Origin of the sequence: Roseovarius sp. S88, from assembly GCF_037023735.1 — a bacterium.
Lineage (GTDB): Bacteria > Pseudomonadota > Alphaproteobacteria > Rhodobacterales > Rhodobacteraceae > Roseovarius > Roseovarius phycicola.
On sequence record NZ_CP146069.1, the window covers coordinates 790126 to 814743 of the forward strand.

The 24618-nt window shown below is 58.8% G+C and carries 25 protein-coding genes; 20 read left to right on the top strand and 5 right to left on the bottom strand.

Annotated elements, in window-relative coordinates; all coding sequences use genetic code 11:
- The first annotated feature begins 1 nt into the window (after window position 1).
- Window positions 2-400, top strand: a complete 399-nt coding sequence (gene rnpA / locus RZ517_RS04000; RefSeq protein ID WP_338550181.1) for a ribonuclease P protein component — start codon at window positions 2-4, stop codon at window positions 398-400.
- The gene (gene yidD, locus RZ517_RS04005; protein WP_338550182.1) at window positions 397-681 is read left to right on the top strand and encodes a membrane protein insertion efficiency factor YidD; all 285 of its coding nucleotides are present in this window, start codon (window positions 397-399) and stop codon (window positions 679-681) included. Before rnpA ends, yidD begins: the two co-directional genes overlap by 4 nt.
- Here the strand turns inward: yidD and RZ517_RS04010 are convergent.
- Window positions 590-1585 carry an alpha/beta fold hydrolase gene (locus tag RZ517_RS04010; RefSeq protein WP_338550184.1) on the bottom strand — a complete coding sequence of 332 codons (996 nt, stop codon included), beginning with the start codon at window positions 1583-1585 and terminating at the stop codon, window positions 590-592. The genes yidD and RZ517_RS04010 overlap by 92 nt on opposite strands.
- A 157-nt stretch (window positions 1586-1742) precedes the next feature.
- On the opposite strand from RZ517_RS04010, the gene RZ517_RS04015 reads away from it, so the two are divergent.
- Complete coding sequence (locus tag RZ517_RS04015; protein ID WP_338550185.1) at window positions 1743-2627, top strand: sulfotransferase domain-containing protein; 885 nt, start codon at window positions 1743-1745, stop codon at window positions 2625-2627.
- 8 nt (window positions 2628-2635) lie between these two features.
- Here the strand turns inward: RZ517_RS04015 and speB are convergent, their stop codons facing one another.
- Together speB and RZ517_RS04025 are read right to left on the bottom strand one after the other, a co-directional pair.
- Entirely contained in the window at window positions 2636-3595 is a 960-nt protein-coding gene (speB, locus tag RZ517_RS04020) for an agmatinase (protein WP_338550186.1), read from the bottom strand.
- 134 nt (window positions 3596-3729) lie between these two features.
- Entirely contained in the window at window positions 3730-4413 is a 684-nt protein-coding gene (locus RZ517_RS04025) for a FadR/GntR family transcriptional regulator (RefSeq protein ID WP_338550187.1), read from the bottom strand.
- A 207-nt stretch (window positions 4414-4620) separates the two neighbouring features.
- On the opposite strand from RZ517_RS04025, the gene RZ517_RS04030 reads away from it, so the two are divergent.
- From RZ517_RS04030 to RZ517_RS04110, 17 genes are all read left to right on the top strand, one after another.
- The gene (locus tag RZ517_RS04030) at window positions 4621-6099 is read left to right on the top strand and encodes a glutamine synthetase family protein (RefSeq protein ID WP_338550188.1); all 1479 of its coding nucleotides are present in this window, start codon (window positions 4621-4623) and stop codon (window positions 6097-6099) included.
- Window positions 6100-6180: 81 nt separating this feature from the next.
- A complete protein-coding gene (locus RZ517_RS04035) occupies window positions 6181-7116 on the top strand; it encodes a glutamine amidotransferase (protein ID WP_338550189.1) in 936 nt (311 codons plus the stop codon).
- Window positions 7104-7973: a GXGXG motif-containing protein gene (locus RZ517_RS04040; protein ID WP_338550190.1), complete on the top strand. Its 870-nt coding sequence runs from the start codon at window positions 7104-7106 to the stop codon at window positions 7971-7973. Before RZ517_RS04035 ends, RZ517_RS04040 begins: the two co-directional genes overlap by 13 nt.
- An 80-nt stretch (window positions 7974-8053) precedes the next feature.
- On the top strand, window positions 8054-9418 hold the full coding sequence (locus RZ517_RS04045; RefSeq protein ID WP_338550191.1) for an FMN-binding glutamate synthase family protein: 1365 nt from the start codon (window positions 8054-8056) through the stop codon (window positions 9416-9418).
- A 78-nt stretch (window positions 9419-9496) separates the two neighbouring features.
- Window positions 9497-9910 (top strand): hypothetical protein, encoded by a 414-nt coding sequence (locus RZ517_RS04050; RefSeq protein ID WP_338550192.1) that lies wholly within the window; start codon window positions 9497-9499, stop codon window positions 9908-9910.
- 45 nt (window positions 9911-9955) lie between these two features.
- The gene (locus RZ517_RS04055; protein ID WP_338550193.1) at window positions 9956-10765 is read left to right on the top strand and encodes a carbon-nitrogen hydrolase family protein; all 810 of its coding nucleotides are present in this window, start codon (window positions 9956-9958) and stop codon (window positions 10763-10765) included.
- Window positions 10762-11358 (top strand): hypothetical protein, encoded by a 597-nt coding sequence (locus RZ517_RS04060; RefSeq protein ID WP_338550194.1) that lies wholly within the window; start codon window positions 10762-10764, stop codon window positions 11356-11358. The genes RZ517_RS04055 and RZ517_RS04060 overlap by 4 nt, the downstream gene beginning before the upstream one ends.
- A 115-nt stretch (window positions 11359-11473) precedes the next feature.
- Window positions 11474-12178 (top strand): GntR family transcriptional regulator, encoded by a 705-nt coding sequence (locus RZ517_RS04065; protein WP_338550196.1) that lies wholly within the window; start codon window positions 11474-11476, stop codon window positions 12176-12178.
- Window positions 12168-13076, top strand: a complete 909-nt coding sequence (locus tag RZ517_RS04070) for a dihydrodipicolinate synthase family protein (protein ID WP_338550197.1) — start codon at window positions 12168-12170, stop codon at window positions 13074-13076. The genes RZ517_RS04065 and RZ517_RS04070 overlap by 11 nt, the downstream gene beginning before the upstream one ends.
- Entirely contained in the window at window positions 13073-14566 is a 1494-nt protein-coding gene (locus RZ517_RS04075; protein WP_338550198.1) for an aldehyde dehydrogenase, read from the top strand. The genes RZ517_RS04070 and RZ517_RS04075 overlap by 4 nt, the downstream gene beginning before the upstream one ends.
- A complete protein-coding gene (locus RZ517_RS04080) occupies window positions 14563-14844 on the top strand; it encodes a hypothetical protein (protein WP_338550199.1) in 282 nt (93 codons plus the stop codon). Before RZ517_RS04075 ends, RZ517_RS04080 begins: the two co-directional genes overlap by 4 nt.
- On the top strand, window positions 14841-16394 hold the full coding sequence (locus RZ517_RS04085; protein WP_338550200.1) for a trimethylamine methyltransferase family protein: 1554 nt from the start codon (window positions 14841-14843) through the stop codon (window positions 16392-16394). The genes RZ517_RS04080 and RZ517_RS04085 overlap by 4 nt, the downstream gene beginning before the upstream one ends.
- Window position 16395: 1 nt before the next feature.
- Complete coding sequence (locus RZ517_RS04090; RefSeq protein ID WP_338550201.1) at window positions 16396-17502, top strand: mandelate racemase/muconate lactonizing enzyme family protein; 1107 nt, start codon at window positions 16396-16398, stop codon at window positions 17500-17502.
- Window positions 17503-17505: 3 nt separating this feature from the next.
- The gene (locus tag RZ517_RS04095; protein WP_338550202.1) at window positions 17506-18699 is read left to right on the top strand and encodes a cytochrome P450; all 1194 of its coding nucleotides are present in this window, start codon (window positions 17506-17508) and stop codon (window positions 18697-18699) included.
- Window positions 18689-19420: an SDR family NAD(P)-dependent oxidoreductase gene (locus RZ517_RS04100; protein ID WP_338550203.1), complete on the top strand. Its 732-nt coding sequence runs from the start codon at window positions 18689-18691 to the stop codon at window positions 19418-19420. Before RZ517_RS04095 ends, RZ517_RS04100 begins: the two co-directional genes overlap by 11 nt.
- Entirely contained in the window at window positions 19417-20148 is a 732-nt protein-coding gene (locus RZ517_RS04105; RefSeq protein WP_338550204.1) for an SDR family NAD(P)-dependent oxidoreductase, read from the top strand. The genes RZ517_RS04100 and RZ517_RS04105 overlap by 4 nt, the downstream gene beginning before the upstream one ends.
- On the top strand, window positions 20145-21476 hold the full coding sequence (locus tag RZ517_RS04110) for an NAD(P)/FAD-dependent oxidoreductase (protein ID WP_338550205.1): 1332 nt from the start codon (window positions 20145-20147) through the stop codon (window positions 21474-21476). The genes RZ517_RS04105 and RZ517_RS04110 overlap by 4 nt, the downstream gene beginning before the upstream one ends.
- A gap of 229 nt (window positions 21477-21705) precedes the next feature.
- On the opposite strand, the gene cueR is transcribed toward RZ517_RS04110, so the two are convergent.
- Both cueR and RZ517_RS04120 read right to left on the bottom strand, forming a co-directional pair.
- The gene (cueR, locus tag RZ517_RS04115) at window positions 21706-22092 is read right to left on the bottom strand and encodes a Cu(I)-responsive transcriptional regulator (protein WP_338550206.1); all 387 of its coding nucleotides are present in this window, start codon (window positions 22090-22092) and stop codon (window positions 21706-21708) included.
- Window positions 22089-24545: a heavy metal translocating P-type ATPase gene (locus tag RZ517_RS04120; protein ID WP_338550207.1), complete on the bottom strand. Its 2457-nt coding sequence runs from the start codon at window positions 24543-24545 to the stop codon at window positions 22089-22091. Before RZ517_RS04120 ends, cueR begins: the two co-directional genes overlap by 4 nt.
- Window positions 24546-24618: the final 73 nt, after the last annotated feature.

The window sequence follows — 24618 nt, forward strand, 5'->3', positions numbered from 1 at the left end:
TATGACACCGCCGGAGGCCCCTGCTGCACAAGCCGGGAACACGCCACCGGCGGTGTCCGTTTGTCTGGAGGTTCTGAAGAAACGCAGTGATTTTCTGGCGGCGGCACGCGCACGCCGGCAAGGGACCAAGGGCATGATGGTGCAGGCGCGCCATCGGGGCGATGACAGCGACACGATACGTGTTGGGTTTACCTGTTCCAAGAAAGTGGGCAACGCGGTGATGCGCAACCGCGCAAAGCGACGTTTGAGGAACGTGGCACGTCAGGTTTTGTCGCATGAGGGCCGTGCCGGATGGGATTACGTCCTTATTGGGCGGGCAGACGCCACGATTGATCGTGACTTTGCTGCGCTCAAAACCGATCTCAGTTCCGCATTGAAAAAACTGCACAGCGCATCATGAGTCCGCTGGCGCATGTCTTTGCATTGCCGGTGAAAGCCTACCGGCTGCTCTTTTCACCCTGGGTCGGGCACAATTGCCGCTATCACCCGACCTGCAGCCAATATGCGCTCGAGGCATTGGCTACTCATGGCGGGTTGCGCGGCGGGTGGCTGGCGTTTCGGCGGGTCCTAAGGTGCCACCCCTGGGGCGCTAGCGGTCATGACCCGGTACCGGGTCAGGGCGCGGCGCAGGATCAGGCGCGGGAAAGCGGCTCGTCAAAGCCAGGTTCCAGTGATCGGTGATCCCGCGTGTTGGGATCACATTGCGATCAAGCTTGCCATCAAAGGTATGAAATAAATCCTCGTAAAAGCGCGGGGCCTCAAAATACCAGCGATGCGAAATGCCGGGGCTTGCACCAAACTGGGCGCGGTGATCGTCAAAATACTTGCCGCAATACAGGTTGACCGCTTTCTGAGAGCGGTCATCGGGCAACCCCACGCGACCCAACCGCCGCGAGACACCGATACGCTTGGTCTCGGAAATGGAGAGAATGTCGTCAAACGGGCTGTAATATGTGGTCAGGCGTGTGCAGCGCCGAAAGAGCGAACTGGATTTCGGATTCCCGCGCGTCATGGATTTTGATGAAATGTCCGCCGCCACAAAAGCAATCTGGCTGACGGTCCAGCTTTGTTGTGCCGTGGCGTGGTCGTCATCGGCAAAATCAAATGCTTCGCGCACCAGAAAACATCCCATCGAATGAGCTAGCAAGTGAATGTTGTACCTGCAATCTGGCTCCTGAGCGCGTGCCACATGGGTGATGCCATCCTTAAAAAGCCGGTCTGCTGCCAGTCGCGCATCACGCCGGTCGGCATTGTATCCCAGAACCGAACCATCGCTGGGCCAATCAAAACTGACCACACAGCCGCGGAACCCATGCGCCTTCAGCCCATCGCGAATTTTGCGATGGCGTTCGAGCATGTCCCATTGGTCGGTGTTAAATCCATGCACGAAGAAAACGATGTTGCCCTTGTCGAGCTCGGTTGCCCCGGCCTCGTTCTGAACGGCCTTGAAAAAGGCAGTGCGGGGGATTTCGTGACTGCGCTTGGCGCGACGTACATTGCCGGGCACAGCGAGGTATTTGGCGCCACCCAGAGAGTTGGAATAGCCATCGCCAGAACGGCCGCGAACGGAAAAGAAATAGTCCATGAAAAGGTCCTTTTGCACAAATAATTTAATGATCTGCATTGTCAGGTCGCGAGAAAACCGGCCCTTGCAGCGTTCGAATTTGAACGAGACCATTTTCTTTCCAAAGAAAATGGGTAAGAAAATTTGTAATTTTCTTGGTTCGCTGTGGGGAGAGATTTTGCAAAGACCTACCGATATCGGCGGGATGATGCGCGCTCTGGATGGATTTATGACCTCGGATGGCAAGGCCAAGGGGTTGGCGGAACCCGTGTGTCCGACGGATGTGTTCATCTCGCCATTTGCCAAATGCGGCACCACCTGGATGCAACAGATCGTGCATGGGCTGCGCACCGGCGGTGATATGAGCTTTGACGAGATCACCGCTGTGACACCCTGGATCGAGATGGCGCATGATCTGGGGCTGCCGCTTGAGCCGCAACCCGGTGCCTTCCGTGCGTTCAAAAGCCACCAGAGTTGGGATGAGATTCCCAAGGGCGGGCGTTACATTGTTGTGCTTCGCGATCCGGTGGATGCCATGGTGTCGCTCTTTCGGTTTTTTGAAGGGTGGTTTTTCGAGACAGGTTCTGTGTCGATGGAGGAGTTTGCACAGTATGTCCTGAATGAACGGGATGGGCGCGATTACTGGTCTCACCTGGCCTCGTGGTGGGACGTGCGAGACCGAGACGATGTGCTGGTGCTAAGCTACGAGTCTATGAAGCACGACTTGCATGCTGCTGTGACGCAGGTTGCGGATTTTCTTCGCATTGAGGATCCGGTGATCCGGGGCATCGCTGAGGCGCAGGCCCAGTTTGCGTTTATGAAAGCACATGAACGGCAATTTGACGACCACCTCACGCGTGCAGCACGCGATGCAGCCTGCGGGCTACCGCCAGGTAGCGTGGCCTCGAAGGTGAACAAGGGCGAGGCGGGCAGTGGCAAACCGCTTGTGAGCAATAACGTGCAGGCCGCGTTTGCAGCGAAATGGACTGAAACGATTGGCGCGCGGTTTGGATTTGGGGAATATGCCGCATTGCGCGCAGCATTAGAGGGACAGCCGGGGTGAACCCCGGCCTACCCGTTGCTTCCGGCGTGGAAGATGAACCCAAGCAAATTCAAGAGCACTTGTGCCGCAAGGATCGATGTTGATCCAGTGGGATCGTAATCCGGGGCCACTTCCACCAGGTCAATGCCAACCACCTCATGTCGCTGCGCCACGTGCTGCAGGATTTCCAACACGTCGTAATAGAGAAACCCGCCATGGCTGGGTGTCCCGGTGCCGGGTGCGATAGAGGGGCAAAAGGCGTCGATGTCGATGGTGATGTAGACCCGCGCGCCATCTGGAATACGCTGGGCGGTGGCCTCGGGCCCCAGGGCACGCACCTGTCGCACCGAGAGGATGTCCGAGCCGCGCGCACGGGCGTCGTCATACCCTTCCTTGGCCGTAGAGCTGACATTGCGAATACCCAGCTGGGTGAGCCCGGTGACAAAAGGCTTTTCGGCGGCACGGCGCATCGGGTTGCCATGGCCAAAGCGCACGCCGTGGCGCTCGTCCACGAAATCGAGATGTGCGTCGATCTGCAGGATGTGAATGTCGCCCTGATCGTCAAAGGCATTCACACATGGAATGTTGATAGAGTGATCGCCGCCAATGGTGACGGGCAGGGCACCAGCGCGCAGGATCGCCCGGACGCCTGTTTCGATGTTGGCATGGCTGGTGGCCGTGTCGGTGTGTACAATGTCGGCGTCCCCGATATCCACAATCCGCACGTCGCCCGGCAAGTAGGTGGCGTCATCCTCATGGTCATAAGCCCCGGCATGACCGAAGGAAAAGAGGGTGGAGGCTTCGCGCACACCCCGTGGCCCAAACCGCGCGCCACTACGCCACTGTGTCCCGAAATCAAAGGGCGCACCAAGAATGGCGACATCGGCGTCTATGGCGCTCCAATCGGATATGTAGGGACGCTTTCCAAACGTCGGGATGCCAACAAAAGGCAGATCAAGCCTGCCGCTTTCATATCCGTGTGTGGTCATGTGCGTTTCCTGAAAATGTCACCAGGACGCTACCGCAGAGAGGACGGTTTGCAAAGATTAAGAGGCGAATTCTTGTTAAGATCTTGAGCAAGGAAGCCGGTCACAAATCGGTCACGTGTTGATCGCAAAACCCCTTACGTCTCTGAGGCCCGTGTCAGCGACAGCCGTGCTGTTTCCAAGTGCTCTTTCATCACGTTCGCGGCGCGCTCTGGCTCGCGCGTTCGCAGGGCGTTGAGAATTTGACGATGCTGCGCGTTGTAAAGATTGATCGTCTGCAGATCGAGAGTCAGGCGGCGCATGCGGGTCCAGTCATCCTGTCCGCGGACGTTGGCGATCTGGTTCATGATCCAGACCAAAAGGCCGTTGCGTGTGCTTTCCGCCAGAGCGCGGTGAAAGGCCGTGTCTGCCTCGGAAAAGGCAACCGGGTCATCCATGCTTGCCTCCATTCGGGCGCACAGGATCTCCATCTGATCAAAATCGGCGCGCCGTCCGTGCAGCACCGCAAGGCGACAGATATGCGGCTCAAGTGCAAAGCGGGCATCCATGAGTTCCAACGGCGTGGCGTTTTCGATTTCGCTGGCCGAGATGGTTTCGGATTTGTGGACCACATATGTTCCACTGCCGGGACGGGTTTCGACAAAGCCCTCTTCTTCGAGCTGTAGCAGAGCCTTACGCACGGTGCCGCGTGCCGCCCCATAGGTGTCGGACATCACGCGTTCTGGCGGAAGGCGGTCATGTTGCTGCAAGGTTCCCTTTGCAATCTCGCGTCTGACCAAAGCAGCTATGTCCGCCGCGCCCATTCTCTGTGCGTCTGCCATCAGAATCCTCTCGGTTTAGACCAATACTAAACCATTTTTCAGCGTATTCCAGCAAAATTATTGAATTTGGATCAAAATCGGTTGACTTTTGGACCGGCTCTGGGAATCGTTAACGATAGGGGAGCTTTTTCGCCCCCTGCCACCAAACAAAAATTCGCAAGCGCCGGCGAACCATCGGAGGCTTGCACAACATCAGGGAGTTTAATTGTGGCTGAAACTGATCTCGAAAGATTTGTAGAAGCGCCAGGTCGCGCCGAGAAAATCAAAGAAGTGCGGAAGATGATTGATGCAAAAGGCATTGAGTATCTCTATCTGCAATTCGTCTCGGTGACCGGCAAGATCATGGGCAAAGGCATTCCCGCCGATCACTGGGAAAGCGTCGCCATGAAAGGCTTTCAGTTGGTCTATGGTGCCACGGTGAACCTCTTTACCGACCGGGCGGGCAACTATCTGGGCTATGGTCCAGAGGCGGCCGAACTTGTCGGTATTCCCGAGCCGGAAACCTTCATGCAGTTGCCATGGGCGCCGCAAATTGGCCGGTTCTACTGCACACTCTTCCGCAACCGGGAAGAAAAGGAAAACCCAGGTGGGTACCTGACCTCGGATTGCCGCGGCAACCTGCGCCGGATGCATGAAGACTTCCAAAAGAAGCATGGCCGTAGCCTGCGGATCGGCACCGAGCCAGAGATGATGTGGCTAAAATTCGATGAGAACGGCAAGCCCAAGGACGGCTATTCCAAGCCTTACTGCTATCACATCGACCAGTTCGAAAGCCTGCGTCCGGTCTCCATGCAGGTGATCCGCTATGCCCGCAAGATGGGGCTCGACATGATCCAGGGCGATCACGAGGATGCGCCGGGGCAGCTTGAGCTGAACTGGATGTTTGACGACGTGCTGCGCAATGCGGACCGTTTGACCACCTATCGCCAGATCTGTGCGCAGGTCGCACGGGAAAATGGCATCTTCGCTTGCTTCATGACCAAGCCCTTCATGGGTGTGTCCGCGTCGGGTTGCCACCACAACATGAGCCTGTGGCGCGGCGGCGAAGATCAGTTCGTGAAATGCGGCAATGATGAAAAAGATCTGCCAGGCATGCGCGACAACTACATGTATGTCAAAGGCGGCGAGAACACGTTCATGCCGGACGATGACGATCCGCAAATGCCGGGCAAAGAGGGTCTGGAGGCCATCGGCGGCGTGGTGCACAACCTGCAGGCTTTGACGGCTGTGGGCTGTTCCACAGTGAACTCGTATCGTCGTCTTTGGGACACAGGTTTCTGGGCGCCGGTCTTCGCCGATTGGGGTTTCCAGAACCGTACAACGGGCCTGCGCGTCTCGGCACCTGGACGGTTCGAATACCGCTCGGTGGACAGCATGGTGAACCCTTATCTGATGGGCACAACCTTGTTGGCAGCTATGGACGACGGCATCGACAACAAGCTGGATCCGGGCGAGCCGGAAGAGCGCAACATTTATGAGGCCATTGAACAAGGCAAGCAGGTTAAGAAACTGCCTATGTCCTTGGGCGAAGCTTTGGATTTCCTGGAAAACAACGAAGTGGTCAAGCGCGGCATGCCCGGCGAAATGTACCGCTTGTTCCACGAATACAAATACGACGAATATGCCCGGTTCATGTCGACCGTGACGGATTGGGACAACGACACTTACATGGAATGTCTTCCCTGAGGCAAACCATGCTTTTGGCGGCGGGTTGAGGAACTCGCCGCCACCTTACACGAACACGCAACTCAGAGGAGGCGCTTCCAGATGTGTGGAATTGCTGGACTAATTCACAAGGGCAAAAGCAGCTCGGTCGGGTCGGAAATGACCGCCATGTTGCAGGCGCTCAAACACCGGGGGCCTGACAGCACCGGTTATGCGGTGTACGGCACCCCAACCGAGGGCGATTACATCATGCGCCTCAAGGTGGCCGAGGCCGAAGACATGGAGAAAGGCCGCGGCATTCACCAGGTGATCAAGGACCGCATTGCCGAGGTGGAAGCCATTCTCAAAGAGCATGGGGCCAAAGTAAAATCCAAGGATGCGCCGCGGGAATATTCTCTGCGTTACGTGCTCAACCACAAGGGTGACACGGGCGAGATGGCCGAGCATATCGAGGAGACCGAAGGCGTCGAGATCCTGTCGATGGGCAATGGGTTGGAACTGATCAAGGACCTTGGTGATGCGAGCGTTGTGTCCGAAGCCTATGGTCTGAATGACTTTCAGGGCACCCATGCGATTGGTCACACCCGCATGGCCACTGAGTCAGACGTGGACATCAAATCGGCGCACCCATACTGGGCGTTCCCCTATAACGACGTCAGCGTTGTGCACAACGGCCAGATCACCAACTATTGGATTATGCGCCGCGAGATGGAGCGTAAGGGCCACCGGTTCATGTCGAACTGTGACTCCGAGCTTCTGGCCGTCTACACCGCGCACAATCTGGCGAATGGTGTGTCGCTCGAAGACAGCCTGCGTCAGTCCATCGAAGAGATTGACGGCGTGTTCACCTATCTGGTGGCCACCAAGGATCAGCTTGGCATGGCTAAGGACACGATGGCCGCCAAACCGCTGGTTCTTTACGAAAGCGACGATCTGATTGCCATGGCCTCGGAAGAGGTGGCAATCCGCGCGATCCTTCCAGAAGAGATCGACACATATGACCCATATGACGAGGAGGTCCGGGTATGGCAGGCGTAACAGACGCAGAACTGAAGGAAATGACCCAGGAAGAGCGGGTCACTGCTCTGGGTATGCGCACCGAAGCGCTGACGGGTAAATCGCTTTACGTGGAATTTGACCCAGACGCCGAAGAGCGTTTCACCTATCCCTGGGCGCCTGATGTTGATTTCAACAAACGCACTGAGATGGATTGCGATGGGATGACCACGACGGAAGTGAATTCCGGTATTCGCGATCTGATGGCGCAAGGCTACGGCACGGTTGTTCTCAAAAACCCGCGCGGCATGCACTCGCTTGGTGTGGGCATCCTCAGCAAACTGAACCTGATCATCGAGGGGTCTACAGGCTACTTTGCAGTTGGTCTGATTGATGGGCCGAATGTGCGCATCAATGGCCGGGTTGGTTGGTCCTGCGGTGAGAACATGATGTCCGGCACGATCATGATCGAGAAGAATGCTGGTTCCACCTTTGGTGCGGCCATTCGGGGAGGAGACCTTGTGTGCCGTGGCTCGGTTGGCTCGCGCACAGGCATCGACCAGAAGGGTGGCACGATCATCGTCGGTGGCGACACCGGTGCGCTTTCGGGCTTCATGATGCAGCGGGGACGCATGGTGGTCTGCGGCAACGCAGGCAAGAACCTGGGCGACTCGATGTATGACGGCACGATCTTTGTCGGTGGTGAAATCAAGTCATTGGGTGTGGACGCGGTTGAAGCCGAGCTCACCGACCTTGATAAGGCTTGGCTCACACGCAAGCTCACGCAATATGGCCTGATGCCCGAAAAAGGCGTGGATCATTTCACCAAGATTGTCGCGGGCAAGATGCTTTGGAACTACGACAATCTGGAGCCCACCGAGAAGAAACTCATTCTGTGATGGTGGGGTGAAACCCCACCCTACGCCAACCTCGTAGGGTGGGTTTCCAACCCACCTCGCCATCTAAAAGGAGACACAACATGGCTGACGGAGATCTGCCGACAAAAAAGGCGCTGGACCGCGACGTAAACCGTATCGGTGACAGCTTTATTTTCCCACCACGGGTGATGGATGACATCCACATCAAATCCGAGTTGGGACGCTACCGGATGCGGGGTTTCTCGCTCTTCAAGAAGATCCCGCACTGGGATGACCTGACATTTCTGCCGGGGACACTCACACGCTTTGTGATCGAAGGCTATCGTGAGAAATGTGAAACCAAGACCGTGATCGGCCCCCGCGCAAAAGTGCCGCTGGAACTGGACATCCCGGTCTACATCACCGGCATGAGCTTTGGCGCGCTGTCCTATGAGGCGAAGACGGCTCTGGCCCGTGGGGCGACAATGGCGGGCACGGCGACGTGCTCTGGTGAAGGCGGGATGATCCCCGACGAGCGGCGCTATAGCTCCAAGTGGTTCTATCAGTGCATCCAGTCACGCTATGGCTTTAACCCCAATCACCTTGTTCTGGCGGATGGCTGTGAGTTCTTCATTGGCCAAGGCTGTAAGGTTGGTCTGGGTGGTCACTTGATGGGTCAGAAAGTGACCGACCAGGTGGCCGAGATGCGGTCACTGCCTGCTGGTATCGACCAACGCTCGCCCGCGCGGCACCCCGACTGGCTGGGTCCCGATGACCTGGCTCTGAAAATTCAGGAGATCCGCGAAGCGACCGATTGGCAAATCCCGATCCAGCTCAAGCTGGGCGCATCTCGTGTCTATGACGACGTGCGGATGGCTGTGAAATGTGACCCTGACAGCATCTATATCGACGGCATGGAAGGCGGCACGGGCGCGGGTCCACACCTTGCCACCGAAGACACCGGCGTGCCGGGCATGGCCGCGATCCGTCAGGCGCGTAAAGCGATCGATGATCTGGGCAAACGTGGTGAGATCAGTCTTGTTTATGCAGGCGGCATTCGGAATGGCGCGGACGTGGCCAAGGCCATTGCGCTGGGCGCGGATGCGATTGCCATTGGGCACTCGGCCATGATGGCGCTTAACTGCAACAAGGACATCCCCGAGGCCAATTACCCCGAGGAAATCGGGGCCGAGCCGGGCTATTGCTACCACTGCCACACCGGACGTTGCCCGGTGGGCGTGGCCACGCAAGATCCCAAGCTGCGCGAGCGGCTTGACCCGGATGAGGCAGCGGAACGCGTGTACAACTTCCTGCACACGCTGACCATCGAGGCGCAGCTCTTTGCCCGTGCTTGCGGCAAGACCTACTTGCACTCATTGGAGCCCGAAGACCTTGCAGCCCTGACGATGGAAGCGTCGGCCATGGCCGGTGTTCCACTCGCAGGCACCAACCACACGGTCGGCGTTGAGGATTATCACCATCTTTAAGGGTTTGGCGGGGTGAACCCCGCCCTACCGCAATCGTAGGCCGGGGTTTACCCCGGCACCCCGGAGAGGAGAAAACAAATGGCTGGAACACAATATCGCGGCTCCGAGATCAAGGATGTCGACCAGTTCCTGAAAGACGCCGAGGGCCTTGAGTCCGAACGCGAAAAAGAAATCGGCCAGCACATTGGCTATCGCTATGACGTGAACCTTGTGCCGGATTACAACCGTATCACGCCCTTCCTGAGCAAATATATGGAAGTTATGGGGTGGGATGATCTCAATTGGCTCGAAGACGTGCATATGGGCTATGAAGAGGGTGCCCCTGCCGTGTTTGACCGCAACAACAACGGCTGGGTGCGCGTGCCGGATACCATTGAGCTGCCGGACAACCAGCAGGATCGGGACATGATCGCGCGCGAGCTTTTGATCAAGTTCCAGATGTCGGACCGGCATCCTTTGGTCAACCTGCGCAAGGCGTATATGAAGTTCTAACACATGCCGCGCCCGCTTGATATCGCCTGCCTTCAAACAAGGCCGATGCCCGACTTTGAGTCGGCGCTGGACGAGGCGATGCCGTTGGCCGAAGCTGCGGTCAAAGCGGGCGCGGATATCCTTTTCCTGCCGGAATATTGCGGCGGGTTGAAAACACAAGGGGCGGCTGTGACGCCGCCCTCTGCAATGGAAGCGGAACACCCCTTTTTGGCTGAAATGCAGCGCTTTGCCCGTGCGGCACGGGTGTGGATCAACCTCGGTTCGATTGCCGTGGATGGCCCGGACGGGCGCATCATAAATCGCGGCATCATGCTGGACGATACTGGGCAGATCCGAGGGCGCTACGACAAGATCAACATGTTCGACATTCAGCTAAGCGAGACGGAAGTTTACCGCGAAAGCGCGCATGTCGAAGCGGGTTGCGAGGCCGTCATCCATGACACGCCCTTTGCGCGCATTGGGCATACGATTTGCTATGATCTTCGGTTTCCCGATCTGTGGCGCAGTCTGGCGCAGGCGGGCGCGGAGATTTTGATTTGCCCAGCGGCCTTTACTAAGAAAACGGGCGAAGCACATTGGCATGTGCTCAACCGTGCGCGGGCTATTGAAAATACGCGCTTTGTCATCTCTCCCTGTGCGATTGGTCCGGTCCCCGGTGGTGGCGAAAGCTATGGCCATTCTCTGGTCATCAATCCCTGGGGCGAAGTGATTGCCGATGGCGGAACCATACCAGGCGTAGTGCAGGCGCAGATCGATCTGGATCAGGTCGCGGAAACAGAAGCCCGCATTCCAAGTCTCGCTAATGAACAGGAATTCACGCTTGTGTCTGTGGACGCAAAAAGGAGTGTGGCATGAGCTCTCTTGCTGCCCAGTTGGGCCAGAGTTTTTCCGACAATCCGCTGCGGTTGGCGTTTCTGAAATGGCAGTGCCATGTGCGGCAACTGTCCATGCGCAACAATGACGGCCGCCCCGATGATGCGATCATGCCAGAGGTTACGCCAAGGGGTGCGGCAGAGCCGCTCGGCGCGGTAATCACGGTGATGAACAAAGCGCCGGGCTATTCGGTGACGCCTGAGTTGCAGCATATGGCGGCCAAGACAAATGACCCGGCCCAGCGGCGGCAAAACGCACTGCAATTTTTGTCGGCGACCTACTACCAGAAGGCCAAGGAATTTTCCGACATTCTGACCGCGACCTTTCCACCTGGATCTCCGGGGGCCAAGACGTTGCATGAGGCAAAGCATGCAACCCTGACCTTTGAGGCCTATGGTCAACGTTTTGACCTGGAATGCAAGATCTGGCGTCTGGCGCCGCATAACCTGCTGCATCAAGCCACCATGGCGCACAATATTCTGTTCAATCCGACCTTGCCGCCCGCGACTGAGGTGCTTGGGTTTGAGCCAGATTGGGACGCAAGCCGCGCAGACCCACCCATCGGGCGAAGGTGAGCCGTGGGATGTGAGTATTTTGAGAACAATGAAAGAAGGGCCTTCGGGTTCTTTTTTTATGTTTGGCGAAATTGGATACAATATGTATACACAACATGTTCAACGTGAGTCGTTCATGCCAAAAGATCGCAAAGCCCACTGTCTGGAAGACATCAAGATGCGTATCCTGACGTTGGATATCGCACCCGGCAGTGATCTTGATGAGGCCTCGCTCTGTGAGCGATACGGCATGTCGCGCACACCCATGCGCGAGATTTTTCAACGGCTTGGCGGTGAGGGGTACGTGGAACTGACCCAGAACCGCGGTGCGAAAGTGGCGTCGATGGATTTGGCCGTCATGCGAATGTTCTTTCAGACGGCCCCGGTGATCTATGCCAGTGTTGCGCGGCTGGCGGCTGAGAATCGGCTGGACTTGGATCTGGCCAGATTGCGCGCCCTGCAAGATGATTTTCGTACAGCAACAGAAGCCGGAGATGCCGGGCGGGCCGCGTTGCTCAACCACCGGTTTCATCTGTGCATTGGCGAGATGGCGCGCAATCCCTATCTGCTGCCAAGTCTGAAGCGCATGTTGATTGACCACACGCGGCTCAGCCAGACATTCTACCGCCCCGCATCAGACGATGAAGCCGCGCGCGTGGCGCAGGCCGTCGACCAGCATGATGCTATGATCGCGGCCTTTGCGGCGCGTGAGGCAGAGCGCGCGGTGGATCTGACGATTGATCACTGGAACCTGTCGCGTGACCGGCTGGAGCGGTTTGTCACCCCTGATCCCCTTCCCATAGATGTTTTGACCGAAAGAGGAGGCGCGCATGCAGTTTGAGGGCATATGGACCCCGATTGTTACGCCGTATCACCCGGATTTCTCGCTCAATGAGGTGGCTCTGGCCGAAACGGTTGAATTGCTCATTGCGGGTGGTGTGCATGGCATCATCGCGGCGGGTACGACGGGGGAGTATTACGCGCAGAGCTTTGACGAGCGTGTGGACCTGGCGCGCCGGATCAAAGCGTTGATCAAGGGCCGTGTCCCGATGGTGATGGGCACCGGCGCGATGCGTACAGAAGATAGTATTGACTACGCCAAGGCTGCCGTTGAGATCGGAGCCGATGCGCTCTTGGTGGCCACACCGCCATATGCCGTACCTACTGGACGCGAGATCGCGTTGCATGCGCTGGCGATTGACCGGGCGGCTAACTTGCCGGTCATGCTTTATAACTATCCGGGTCGGATGGGTGTGAACATGGATGAAGAGACGCTCGACCGGCTGGGGCGCAATCCGAATTTCTGCGGGATCAAGGAAAGCTCGGGCGATATCAATCGGCTGCATATGATTGGCCGCGATTACCCGCATCTGGGCCTTCTCTGTGGGATGGACGACCAGGCGCTGGAATTCTTTGCCTGGGGCGCGCGCGGCTGGGTCTGTGCGGGGTCGAATTTCGCGCCCGAGGCGCATGTGGCGCTTTACCGGGCCTGTGTGCTGGAAGGTGACTTTACCAAGGGGCGTGCGATTATGTCTGCGATGATGCCGCTCATGCGCGTGCTCGAACAAGGCGGCAAGTTCATCCAGTGTATCAAGCATGGTCTGACCATGCGGGGCATAGAGGCCGGGCCGCCGCGCAAGCCGCTGCAACCGCTGAACAAGGATGACAGGCGGGCGCTTGAGGAAGTGATCCGCACAATGAATACCGTGATTGCGGCCATTGAGGGGGGCAAGATATGACCGAGCTTCTAACACGCGAGGAATATGGCGCGATTGCCGCCGAGATTGACCTGCCGGCCGCACCTTTCGTGGATGGGAAATTCCGCAAGGGATCAGGCCCGATGATGGAAACGGTGAACCCCGCCACAGGCGAGGTGTTAACGAAGGTGAGCACGGCAGGGCAGAAGGATGTGGACTTTGCCGTTGGGAAGGCGCGCGAGGCCTTTGATCGCGGAGAGTGGTCCAGGGCGCATCCATCGGAGCGCAAGGACGTGCTCATTCGCCTGTGTAAGTTGATCACGCGGCGACGGCATGAACTGGCGGTGATGGAGAGCCTCGACAGCGGTAAGCCCATCCGGGATTGCGAGATGATCGACATCCCCGAGACCATTCACACGATCAAATGGCATGGGGAGTTGATCGACAAAATCTATGATCAGGTGGGGCCATCGGGCGATGATGCGCTGAGCATGATCGTCCGCGAGCCCATCGGCGTGGTGGCCTGTGTCTTGCCGTGGAATTTCCCGCTTTTGATGATGGCCTGGAAAATTGGCCCGGCGCTGGCGGCGGGCAATTCGGTGATTGTGAAACCGGCCGAGCAGACGAGCCTCACCGCGCTGCGTCTGGCCGAAGTGGCCCATATGGCGGGCATCCCGCGTGGCGTCTTGCAGGTGCTGCCGGGGGATGGGCCAAGCGTGGGCGAGCCGCTCGGTCTGCATATGGATGTGGACATGGTCAGCTTCACCGGCTCCACCGAGACCGGCAAACGGTTCCTGCGTTATGCCGCTGATAGCAATATGAAAAAGGTCACGCTGGAATGCGGTGGCAAGAACCCGGCTGTGGTGCTGGAGGATGCCGAAAACCTCGACCATGTGGCCGAACATGTGGTGAATGCCGCTTTCTGGAACATGGGGGAGAACTGCTCTGCCGCGTCCCGGCTGATTGTGCATAAGGCGGTGAAAGAGCCACTACTGGAGCGGATTGTGGCGCGCATGCGCGACTGGAAAACCGGCGATCCACTCGACCCGGCCAACCATCTTGGCGCGCTTGTGGATGCCGAGCATTGCAAGAAGGTGGCAGGCTACCTGAAGGGCAAGGCGCTGGCTGGGGGCGGGAAGCCAAAGGGCAATTTTGTGGAGCCTACTGTCTATGAGGTCAAGAAGGCCGACAAGCGCGCCCGTGAGGAAATCTTTGGCCCCGTCCTATCGGTGATTGAAGTGGCCAGCGAGGCCGAGGCGATTGAGCTGGCCAATGACACCGACTACGGGCTGGCGGCGTCGGTGTTCACTGGGAATATTCGACGAGCTTTAAGTGCTGCGAAAAACATACGCGCCGGTACGGTCACGGTGAATTGCTACGGCGAGGGCGATATCGCGACGCCCTTTGGCGGGTTCAAGCAGTCGGGCTTTGGCGGGCGTGACAATGGCATTCATGCGCATGATCAGTTTACGGAAGCTAAGACGATCTGGGTCGATCTGAGTGATCCGAAGGATGGGGATTTGGTGGGATGAAGACGTTGGTCAATGTCCTTTTAGAGAGGTTAATTGATATCGCCTACGCGCTTGAAACCGCTTCGGATTCCGAAGTGAATTCTGACTTTGCCGTGAAGATTCTAGAGATGACTGCTGCTGGTTTGCAAAATTTAGATCAGCAGGACTTGGAGTCCCTTCAGGGTTCGGTTGAAAGTTTTGCAAAAAACGAAGTTGATCCAAGCCGCCGTCAATTCCTTGGAGATTTTGTCGAGAATTTTGGCCTTTCTTCAGCATCAACCAGCCGAGGTTTAGCATGAGCGTTGACGCGGTCGGGACGGTCCGGAGGGGACGTGGCGCGCGCAAGCAGGCGCGGCAGGCGCGGGATGTGACGATGCTCCCTGCGCTTAAGCGGGGCATTCCGTTGACGGAGCCGATGGATGCCGAACAGATCGAGCGCGTTGATAACGCCTCAATGGATATCCTTGAAAACGTCGGCGTGGTTTTTCGCGATGACATCGCTATCGCAGATTGGAAGCGCGCAGGCGCGGATGTGCGTGACGGGGACCGGGTACACCTGGATCGCGGGTTGGTGCGAGAGCTGATCAAGTCCATCCCCGAAACCTTCACCTACCACGCGCGCAACCCTGACAATACGCTACCGTTTGGTCGTGATCATGCGATTTTCGTGCCCATGACCGGCGCGCCTTACCTGCGGGATCTGGACGATGTGCGCCGCAATCCGACGCTCGAGGATCTGGAGAATTTCCACAAGCTAAGCCACATGCTGCCCGCGATGCATAGCTCGGCGCATCACATTGTCGAGCCCTATGATCACCCGATCAGCCAACGGCACTTGCGCATCACCTATTCTTCGATGAAGTATTCCGACAAGACGTTCATGGGCATGACGACAAGCCCCAAGAACGCCGAAGATGTGATAGACATGTGCGCCATCCTGTTTGGCGAAGATTACATCGACACGCACCCGGTCGTGACGGGAAACTGCAATGGAAACAGTCCCCTAGTCTGGGATGAGACCATGTTGGGCGCGATGCGGGCCTTCAACAAGCGCAATCAGCCGGTGCTGTGCTCGCCCTTCGTTTTGGGAGGGGCCAACACGCCTGCCTCGGTCGCACCCACCGTGGCACAATTGAACGCCGAAGCGCTGAGCGCGCTGGCCTATACGCAAGTAGTGCGCAAGGGCTGTCCGGCGATCTACGGCCATTACCTGAGCACCGTCAGCATGAAGTCCGGCGCGCCCATGGCGGGCACGCCCGAGATTTCCCTCATGAATCTGATGATTGGCCAGATGGCGCGTTACTACAAAGTGCCTTGGCGGTCGTCCAACACGCTGGGCGGGGCCAAGACGCTCGATGCGCAGGCGGGCTATGAAAGTGCCACCACCCTCATGGCCCTGCAAATGGCGGGCACCAATTACATGTGGCATTCGGCGGGCTGGAATGAGGCTGGCATGCACTGCTCCATGGCTAAATTCGTGATCGATGCCGAACAATGCGCGATGGCCTATCGCATGGCCGAAGGCATCCGTTGGGACGACTTTGACGAGGCAATCGCAGCGGTGAGCGATGTCGGCCCCGGCGGGCACTACCTGGGCCATCCGCATACTTTGGAGAATTTCCAACGGGCTTTCTTCATGCCAGAGCTGTTCGACAACAACTCTATTGAACAATGGCAGGCCGAAGGTGCGCTGGAAGCCAACGAGCGTGCGCTCAAATACACGCGCCAGATGCTAAAGGACTATGAAGAACCCAAACTGGATGAGGGCGTCAATGAGGCGCTTCTCGACTACATTGCCCGGCGCGAACGTGAAATTCCCGCGGCAGACGCACTGAATCAGGATCACTGACATGCGTATTTCGGAGGTCCACATTTACCACCACGATCTGCCGGTTAAAAACGGGCCCTACACCATGTCGCACGGTCCGGTCTGGTCGCTTGAGACGACCCTGGTGCGCTTGGTGACAGATCAGGGCGTTGAGGGCTGGGGAGAGGTCTGTCCGATTGGACCCCTATACGCCCCCGTACAGGCGAGCGGTGTGCGCGCTTTGTTGAATGACATCGGAGCCGGGTTAGTGGGTGTGGACCTGACAGTCAATGCTGTTTCTGCCGCAATTGATGCTCAGGTTGAGGGCGGCACCTATGCGCGTTCAGCCATCGACATCGCTGTGCATGATGCGCTTGGCCGCTCGCTTGGTGTGTCAGTGGCTACGCTTCTGGGCGGCGCTTATCAGACAAGGCTTCCGTCTTACTACGCCACGGGCATCGGCACGCCCGAGGATATCGCGAAACTGGCGCTGGATAAGGTGAACGAAGGCTACCCGCGCATTCAGATCAAGGCCGGCGGTCGAGACGTGGCCGAAGACATTGCAACCTTGCGCAAGGTCTATGAAACGGTGGGCCACCGTGCCCGCATACTCGTTGACCCCAATCGCGGGATGAGCGGCAACGATGCCCTGCGGCTCTCGCGCGAATGTCAGGACATTCCCTTTGTCCTCGAACAGCCCTGCAACACGATTGAGGAAATCGCCCGTATTCGTCCGCTGATGAACCACCCGATCCATATTGATGAGAGCATGGTCGATCTCAACACTGTGCTGCGTCTGGTGGGAGACGGCCTGGTGGACGGGTTCGGGATGAAAATCTCGCGTTTGGGCGGCCTGCGCCCGGCTTCAACCTTCCGCGACATTGCTGCCGTACGGCGGCTGGCACATTCCTGTGAGGACAGCTGGGGTGGGGATATCGTCAATGCAGCTTGCGTGCATATGGGGGCCACTGTGCGCCCGCATATGCTCGAAGGGGTGTGGCTCGCGCAGCCTTATATAGACGGGCATTATGATCCAAACGGTGGCGTACGGATAGAAGGCGGTCACATCACCCTGCCAGAGGGGCCGGGACTTGGCGTGACACCTGATCCTAATGTGTTCGGCGTGCCAGCGGCCTCATTCGGGGGATAGGCCGTGGGTGGGTTGCCATATCTCGATCTAGCGGACGGGGCAGTGTCCACACGCGGCCCGGAAGTTATTGCGGCGCGCGGTACCCATTGGTGCGCCGAGACGCCCTTTGGTCTCGCGGTGCTGCGCTATCGGCAGGTGGGCAAAATCCTGCGCGACCGGCGCTTCCGACAGGGCAGCCACAACTGGCCTGACACGGTGGGCATCGAAGGCAGCTTTGCCGATTTCTGGCGTGCATCGGTTATTGGCCGAGAAGGTGCAGAGCACCAAAAACTGCGCGCCCTGGCGATCCCGGCGCTAAGAGAAGACTATGTGCGCAGCCTCAAACCCGCCTTTGATGAGATTGCCCAGGATCTCTGCAAAACTCTGCGCGAAAAGGATCACTGTGAATTCCAAACCGCCTTTTGCGAGCCCTTCGCCGGGCAGGCGATCACCACGCTTCTGGGGATGGATCGCCAAGACTGGCCGCTGGTGGCCCACAATGCCGCTGATCTCGGTCTGGCCATGGGGATTGAGGCGCCCAAGTATCAGGCGCGATTCAACAAGGCCTGCGAGACGTTGTTCGATCTTTCCGACAAACTTGTCGGCAAGGTGCGCAAGGGCCGCGATAGCAGCTCTTACGTGGCGCGCATGGTGGCGGAATTTCATCGCAACGGCGATTGCAGCTACGATGAACTTCTCAATACCATCGTGATCTCAATCTTTGGAGGGGTGGATACGACGCGCGCCTTGCTAGGACTTGGGCTGTCGCTTTTTATCGAGAATCCGGATCAATGGCGCGCGCTGCGGAACGATGCGTCCCTGATCCCTGCCGCCGTTGAGGAATTCATCCGTGCGCGTCCGACCACCACCTGGGCTACACGCGAAGCAATGGAAGATGTCCATCTCGACGGTGTTCATATCGCCAAAGGCACGGTGCTGCATCTTCTGGTTCACGCCAGTGCGCGCGACCCTGAAATTTGCGAAGACCCTTCCTTTGACATCAAGGCGAAGCGTCGCAAGCACTTTGGCTTTGGCGGCGGTGCACATCATTGCATCGGGCATTTCGTGGCACGCACCGACACGGCCTGTGCGCTCGCGGCGCTGCGCCGGACGTTTCGCACAGTGTCCTACGACGGCACGCCAGAGTGGCTACCCGACAGTGGCAACACGGGCGCACTAAGCCTGCCCATTCGATATGAGGTGGATCATGCGATTTGAAGGGAAATCAGCGCTTGTCACCGGAGGTGCGGGCGGGATTGGCGCGGTTCTTGCCGCAAGCTTGCGCGCCGAAGGCGCGCGCGTGGCGGTAAGTGATCGCGACAGTAGCGGGGTAGAGGCCGATGCGCATCTCGATGGAGATCTGCTCGATGGGGCGTTCAGTGATGCCTTGCCAGGACAGGCCGAGGCGGCGCTTGGTGGTCTCGATATGGTCTTCAACAACGCAGGCGTCATCACCCGCGGCGACATCACCGAGACAAGTGATGCAGACTGGAGCTTGACCATGGGTGTCAATGTCGAGGCGCCGTTTCGCATTTGCCGCGCCGCTGTGCCGATCCTGACTGCGCGCGGGGGTGGCGCAATTGTGAACACGTCGTCCTGCTGGGGCCTGCGCCCCGGGGCCAACCACCCGCTTTATGTCATGAGCAAAGCGGCTGTGGCGTCTCTCACGCAATGCCTGGGCCGGGACCACGCGCATCAGGGCATTCGTGTGAACGCGGTCTGTCCAAATGAAGTCGACACACCCATGTTGCGCACCGGTTTCACGATCCGGGGGTTGGACCCGGAGAAGGCGATTGACGAGCTCAATGCCAGCGTCCCGGTGGGCCATATCGCCAGCCCTCAAGAGATTGTCGATGTGATGCTCTTTCTCGCCTCTGACGACGCGCGCTACATGTGCGGCGCGCTGGTTGAGGTGAATGGCGGGAAACCGGTGACATGAGCCGGTTCGCAGGCAAAACAGCACTTGTCACAGGCGCATCAAGCGGCATGGGCGCGGCAACAGCGCGGCTTCTGGCCGAGGGTGGCGCGCGGGTCTTCTGTGCACAGCGAGGGGCGTCTGTGCACGAAGACATCCGTGCTGACTTTGCCGACTCCAAAGCGCCTGAGATGGTCATTGACCACATCCGAAAGAAGGCTGGAGCGCTCGACATTCTGATCAACAACGCGGGCGTGATGCGCGAGGGCACGGTTGAGGAAACCACAGAAGAGGACTGGCATCTGCAGTTGCAGGTCAATCTCACGGCTCCCTTCCTGCTGACCCGGTACGCGATGCCTTTGTTGAAGTCCGGTAGTGGCGCGATCGTGAATGTGGGCTCAATCGAGGGGTTGGGGAACAACCCCCGCCATCCCGCCTATGGCGCGTCGAAGGCCGGGCTGCACGGGCTCACCCGCGCTGTGGCTGTGGATCACGGGCCAGACGGCGTGCGCTGCAATGCAGTGGCGCCGGGTTGGATTGATACGCCGCTCAATGAGGATTTCATTCAGAGCATGCCTGACCCCAAAGCGTTTCGCGCCGAGATCGGGGGCATTCACCCCATCCGCCGCACGGGCGCACCCGAGGAGGTGGCACAGCTTATCTGCTGGCTGGCGAGCGACGATGCGAGTTTTGTCACCGGTCAGGTCTGGACCATCGATGGGGGCCGTATGGCTCAGCTCAGCTTGCCATGAAGATCACCCAAATGCCCTGCGATCCCGGTGTCACGGGGTGGAACGCAATTTTGCCCGGCGCAGCACCTGCGCAGATGTTGGAGGCTGAAACCACAGCGGATTGGCTTGTGATCGGTGGCGGCTTTGCTGGGTTGTCGGCGGTTCGGCGGCTCAGTCAGTTACACCCCGATGCGCGGATTGTGCTGCTGGAGGCCAAGCGGATTGGCGAGGGTCCTGCCGGGCGCAACTCCGGTTTCATGATCGACCTGCCACATGATCTGGCGTCAGAGGATTACGGCGGGGCGTTGGAAAGAGATATCGCGCAGACCCGGATGAACAGAAGGGCCATCGGTTTTGCTGCTGAGATGGCAGCGGAATATGGGTTGAGCGCAGAGGCATTCACCCAATCTGGCAAGACCAACGCCGCCGCCAGCGCCAAGGGACATCAGCATAATCTCGACTATGCCGCGCACCTGACGCGGATGAGTGAGGCGCATGAAGTGCTTGATGCCGTAGCGATGCGTGATTTGACAGGGTCGGATTACTATCAAAGTGGGCTTTACACGCCGGGAACAGCGATGCTGCAGCCTGTGCTTTTTGTGCGTGGAGTTGCCAGCGCACTGGCCAGCAACCGCATTCAGATCTTTGAAAACACTCCGGTTGTCGCCTTGGAGCGGCAAGGCGATTGGGTCGCAAAAACCCCCAAAGGCCATATCACCGCGCCCAAGGTCATCCTGGCGGTCAACGGCCATGCCAACAGCTTTGGCCATTTCAAGGGGCGGCTTTTGCATGTGTTCCTCTACGGCTCCATGACCCGCGCTCTGACGGAGGCGGAGAGCACGCGATTGGGCGGGGCGGCGCAGTGGGGTCTTACACCAGCCGACCCGATGGGCAGCACGGTGCGCAAGATCAATGGGACAGGTGGCACGCGGATCATCATGCGCAACCGGGTGACCTATGATCCCAGCCTTAAGGTGTCAGAGGCCCGCGTGGCCGCGATGGGCCGCACGCATGACCGGTCCTTCGCCGCGCGCTTTCCTATGCTTGAGGGCGTCGAGATGGAACACCGCTGGGGCGGGCGTCTCTGCCTGAGTTGGAACGGGGCGCCCGCCTTGGGGGAAGTGGAGAAGGGGCTTTATGCCGCCTGCTGCCAGAATGGGCTGGGCCTAGCCCGGGGGACGCTGCACGGGATGGCGATGGCGGAGATGGCCTCGGGCGTTGAGAGTGAGACTGTGAAGGAAGTGATGGGGCAGGGGGAACCCTCTCGCCTGCCGCCCTTGCCGTTTACCTATCTCGGAGCGACCGCGACGATGAAATGGGGCGAGTGGAAGGCCGGGCGGGAGTTGTGAAGGGGGAGGTGGGATGAAATCCCACCCTACATTTGTGCTAGGGCGGGGTTTCACCCCGCTAATATGCCGAAAAAGTCAGGGTGAACCCGGCCTACCGCTGTTCCTCTCACCCAAGGCGCGGGTTGGGATCCAAAATGCAAAAGCTTAAACCCTAACAAGGGCTTAAAGCGTTTCGCGCGCGAAACATTTCAACGCCGTAGGGTGGGATTTCATCCCACCATCCTTACCCTCATCCCCGCGCTAAATCCGTCAAAATCGGACAATCCGGCCGCGCATCCCCCGCGCAGCTTTGAACCAATGTGCGCAATGTGTCCCGCATCGCCTCCAGTTGTGCAATCTTCTCACCAATTTGGCTGAGATGCTCCTCGGCCACCGCTTTTACATCCGCACTGGCGCGGCTGTCGTCTTCATAGAGCGCCAGCAGGGTGCGGCAGTCCTCGATGGAAAATCCCAGAGCGCGGGCGCGGCCCAGAAAGGCCAGCTTGTGGATATCGGTCTCCTGAAACACCCGGTAGCCATTGGCGCTGCGGCCCGGGCGGACGAGGCCGATATCCTCGTAATAGCGGATTGTCTTGGCAGGCAGACCGGTTTGTGCGGAGACGTCCTTGATGTTCATGGCGTGCCTCCAATCTCAACCGGGCGCACATTCCGCAGGCGCAGCGCGTTGCTGACCACGAACACCGAACTGAGCGCCATAGCCCCTGCGGCCAGCATCGGCGACAAAAGCTGCCCTGTTAGCGGATAGAGCACACCTGCGGCCACCGGGATCAAAGCGGCATTGTAAGCAAACGCCCAAAAGAGGTTTTGCCGGATGTTGCCCAGTGTCTTGCGTGAGAGCCGCAGCGCGTTGAGCACGCCCATCGGATCGCCGGACATCAGCACGGTGTCGGCGGCTTCAATGGCCACATCGGTGCCGGTGCCCATGGCGATGCCGATATCGGCCTCGGCCAGTGCAGGCGCGTCGTTGATCCCGTCGCCGACAAAGGCCACCTTGCCGTGGCGTGTCCTAAGGGCTTGCAGCGCCTTGAGCTTGTCTTCGGGCAACACCTCCGCCTCGACATGGTCGATGCCCAGTTGTTTCGCTATGGCCGCCCCGGTGGCGCGGCTGTCGCCGGTGATCAATGCGGTCGTGATGCCCGCGGCATGTAGTGCGTCTATCGCAGCTTTGGCATTGGTTTTGAGCGGATCCGAGACACCGATGAGGGTGGCGAGTTGTCCATCAATGGCGGCGAAGACGGGGGTTTCACCACGCGCGCCGAGTGTTCTCAGATCGCCCTCCAAAGCGTCGGTTGAAATCCCTTCGCGCTGCATTAAACGCGCGGCTCCCACTAGCACGGTGTGGCCTTCTACCTCTGCCTGCATTCCAAAACCGGGCAGAGCGGTGGAGTGTTCTACCGTGGGAATTTGCAGGCCTTCCTCGGCTGCCGCCGCTTCGATTGCGCGGGCGATGGGGTGCTCTGATTGTGCTTCGACAGCGGCAATCAGGCGCAAGGTTTGTGCGCGCTCAAACTCCGATGCAAGGCTGAGATGCGTCAGGCTCGGTTTGCCTTGGGTCAGCGTGCCAGTTTTGTCAAAGGCCACCACACACACCTCGGCCAATCGTTGCAGCGCATCGCCTTTGCGAAAGAGCACGCCAAGGTCAGCGGCGCGGCCGGTGCCGACCATGATCGACGTGGGCGTGGCCAGCCCCATGGCGCAGGGGCAGGCGATGATCAGGACCGAGACCCCGGCGACCAAAGCAAGACCAAGGGCAGGGTCAGGGCCAAAGATCAGCCAGCCAGCAACGGCCAGCGCTGCAATAGTCATCACGATGGGCACAAAGATGCGCACCACGCGGTCGGCCAGCGCCTGGATCGGCAGCTTCGCGCCTTGCGCGGCTTCGACCAGCGCGATGATGCGCGCGAGCATGGTGTCTTCGCCAACACCCGTGGCGCGGAAGGTCAGAGGCCCGTCGCCATTGACTGTGCCGCCAATCACCGTGTCGCCTGTGGTTTTGGAAACCGGCACCGGCTCGCCTGAGATCATAGATTCATCAACAAAAGACGCGCCGGACAAGACTTCGCCGTCCACGGCAAAGCTTTCACCGGGGCGGACATGCAGGATGTCGCCCTGCACGACCTCAGAAATGGGAATGTCACGGGGTGTGCCATCGCGTTCCACCCGGGCTGTCTTAGGCTGTAATCCGATCAGGCGCTTGATTGCGACGCCGGTTTGCCCGCGCGCCCGCGCCTCCAGCCAGCGGCCCAAAAGGATAAGCGTGACGATAACGGCCGCGGCCTCAAAATAAACCGCGCGCGTGCCTTCGGGAAGAAGCGCAGGCGCAAAGAGCGCCAAGGTGGAATAGCCCCATGCGGCAGAAGTGCCCAGCGCCACAAGGCTGTTCATCTCAGGCGCGCCGCGCAGAAGAGCAGGAATGCCGATGGTGAAAAACCCCCGTCCGGGCCAGAGGAGAACGAGCGTGGTTAGGGCGAACTGCACCGTCCAAATTTGTGTAGTGCCGAACGTGCCGTGCAGCCAGTGATGAAACACAGGGACAAGATGTCCACCCATTTCCATTGCAAACACTGGCAAAGTCATCGCCGCAGCGATCATCGTCATACGACGGGTATGGGTGATCTCTTCTGCCTGCCGGTCCGAGAGGTCTGCGTTCGTGTCTTCACCAACGGGCTCGGCTGGGAACCCTTCATCCGTGACGGCATGGGCCAGGGTTTGCGGCTGGGTTGTTCCCTCAAGATAGGTCACATCCGCACTGCGCGTTGCGAGGTTGACATTGGCCGAAACAACGCCTGGCGATTGCATCAGGCGGTCCTCGATCCGCCGGGTGCAAGAGGCGCAATGCATAGTTGGGATCGACAAGGCCACCTGCGCCTGGCGCGCTGGGTAGCCTGCTGATTTCAGAGCTTCTGTGATGTCGCTGAGCGCGGCTTTTCTTGGGTCGATTTGCGCAGACCGCGTGGCGAAATTCACATGCGCATCCGCAAGCCCTGGCACGGCCTGCAAGGCACGCTCTGCCCGCCCTGCGCATCCGGCGCAGGTCATTCCGTCAATTTCGATGCGAAGCGTGGTCATTGTGTGATCCTCAAGTGGTCACACTGTAAATAAAGGTTCCAGTGACTAGAAGGTCAAGAGGTGGTGTTCAGGA

Bases quoted from the DNA above. Each gene is read 5' to 3' on its own strand.
- RZ517_RS04060 (WP_338550194.1), top strand. From the start codon at position 10,762: ATGAGCTCTCTTGCTGCCCAGTTGGGCCAGAGTTTTTCCGACAATCCG.
- RZ517_RS04025 (WP_338550187.1), bottom strand. From the start codon at position 4,413: ATGGCAGACGCACAGAGAATGGGCGCGGCGGACATAGCTGCTTTGGTC.
- RZ517_RS04040 (WP_338550190.1), top strand. From the start codon at position 7,104: ATGGCAGGCGTAACAGACGCAGAACTGAAGGAAATGACCCAGGAAGAG.
- RZ517_RS04080 (WP_338550199.1), top strand. From the start codon at position 14,563: ATGAAGACGTTGGTCAATGTCCTTTTAGAGAGGTTAATTGATATCGCC.
- RZ517_RS04105 (WP_338550204.1), top strand. From the start codon at position 19,417: ATGAGCCGGTTCGCAGGCAAAACAGCACTTGTCACAGGCGCATCAAGC.
- RZ517_RS04085 (WP_338550200.1), top strand. From the start codon at position 14,841: ATGAGCGTTGACGCGGTCGGGACGGTCCGGAGGGGACGTGGCGCGCGC.
- yidD (WP_338550182.1), top strand. From the start codon at position 397: ATGAGTCCGCTGGCGCATGTCTTTGCATTGCCGGTGAAAGCCTACCGG.
- RZ517_RS04045 (WP_338550191.1), top strand. From the start codon at position 8,054: ATGGCTGACGGAGATCTGCCGACAAAAAAGGCGCTGGACCGCGACGTA.
- RZ517_RS04035 (WP_338550189.1), top strand. From the start codon at position 6,181: ATGTGTGGAATTGCTGGACTAATTCACAAGGGCAAAAGCAGCTCGGTC.
- RZ517_RS04110 (WP_338550205.1), top strand. From the start codon at position 20,145: ATGAAGATCACCCAAATGCCCTGCGATCCCGGTGTCACGGGGTGGAAC.
- RZ517_RS04050 (WP_338550192.1), top strand. From the start codon at position 9,497: ATGGCTGGAACACAATATCGCGGCTCCGAGATCAAGGATGTCGACCAG.
- RZ517_RS04075 (WP_338550198.1), top strand. From the start codon at position 13,073: ATGACCGAGCTTCTAACACGCGAGGAATATGGCGCGATTGCCGCCGAG.
- RZ517_RS04055 (WP_338550193.1), top strand. From the start codon at position 9,956: ATGCCCGACTTTGAGTCGGCGCTGGACGAGGCGATGCCGTTGGCCGAA.
- RZ517_RS04100 (WP_338550203.1), top strand. From the start codon at position 18,689: ATGCGATTTGAAGGGAAATCAGCGCTTGTCACCGGAGGTGCGGGCGGG.
- RZ517_RS04120 (WP_338550207.1), bottom strand. From the start codon at position 24,545: ATGACCACGCTTCGCATCGAAATTGACGGAATGACCTGCGCCGGATGC.
- speB (WP_338550186.1), bottom strand. From the start codon at position 3,595: ATGACCACACACGGATATGAAAGCGGCAGGCTTGATCTGCCTTTTGTT.
- rnpA (WP_338550181.1), top strand. From the start codon at position 2: ATGACACCGCCGGAGGCCCCTGCTGCACAAGCCGGGAACACGCCACCG.
- RZ517_RS04090 (WP_338550201.1), top strand. From the start codon at position 16,396: ATGCGTATTTCGGAGGTCCACATTTACCACCACGATCTGCCGGTTAAA.
- RZ517_RS04010 (WP_338550184.1), bottom strand. From the start codon at position 1,585: ATGGACTATTTCTTTTCCGTTCGCGGCCGTTCTGGCGATGGCTATTCC.
- RZ517_RS04070 (WP_338550197.1), top strand. From the start codon at position 12,168: ATGCAGTTTGAGGGCATATGGACCCCGATTGTTACGCCGTATCACCCG.
- cueR (WP_338550206.1), bottom strand. From the start codon at position 22,092: ATGAACATCAAGGACGTCTCCGCACAAACCGGTCTGCCTGCCAAGACA.
- RZ517_RS04065 (WP_338550196.1), top strand. From the start codon at position 11,474: ATGCCAAAAGATCGCAAAGCCCACTGTCTGGAAGACATCAAGATGCGT.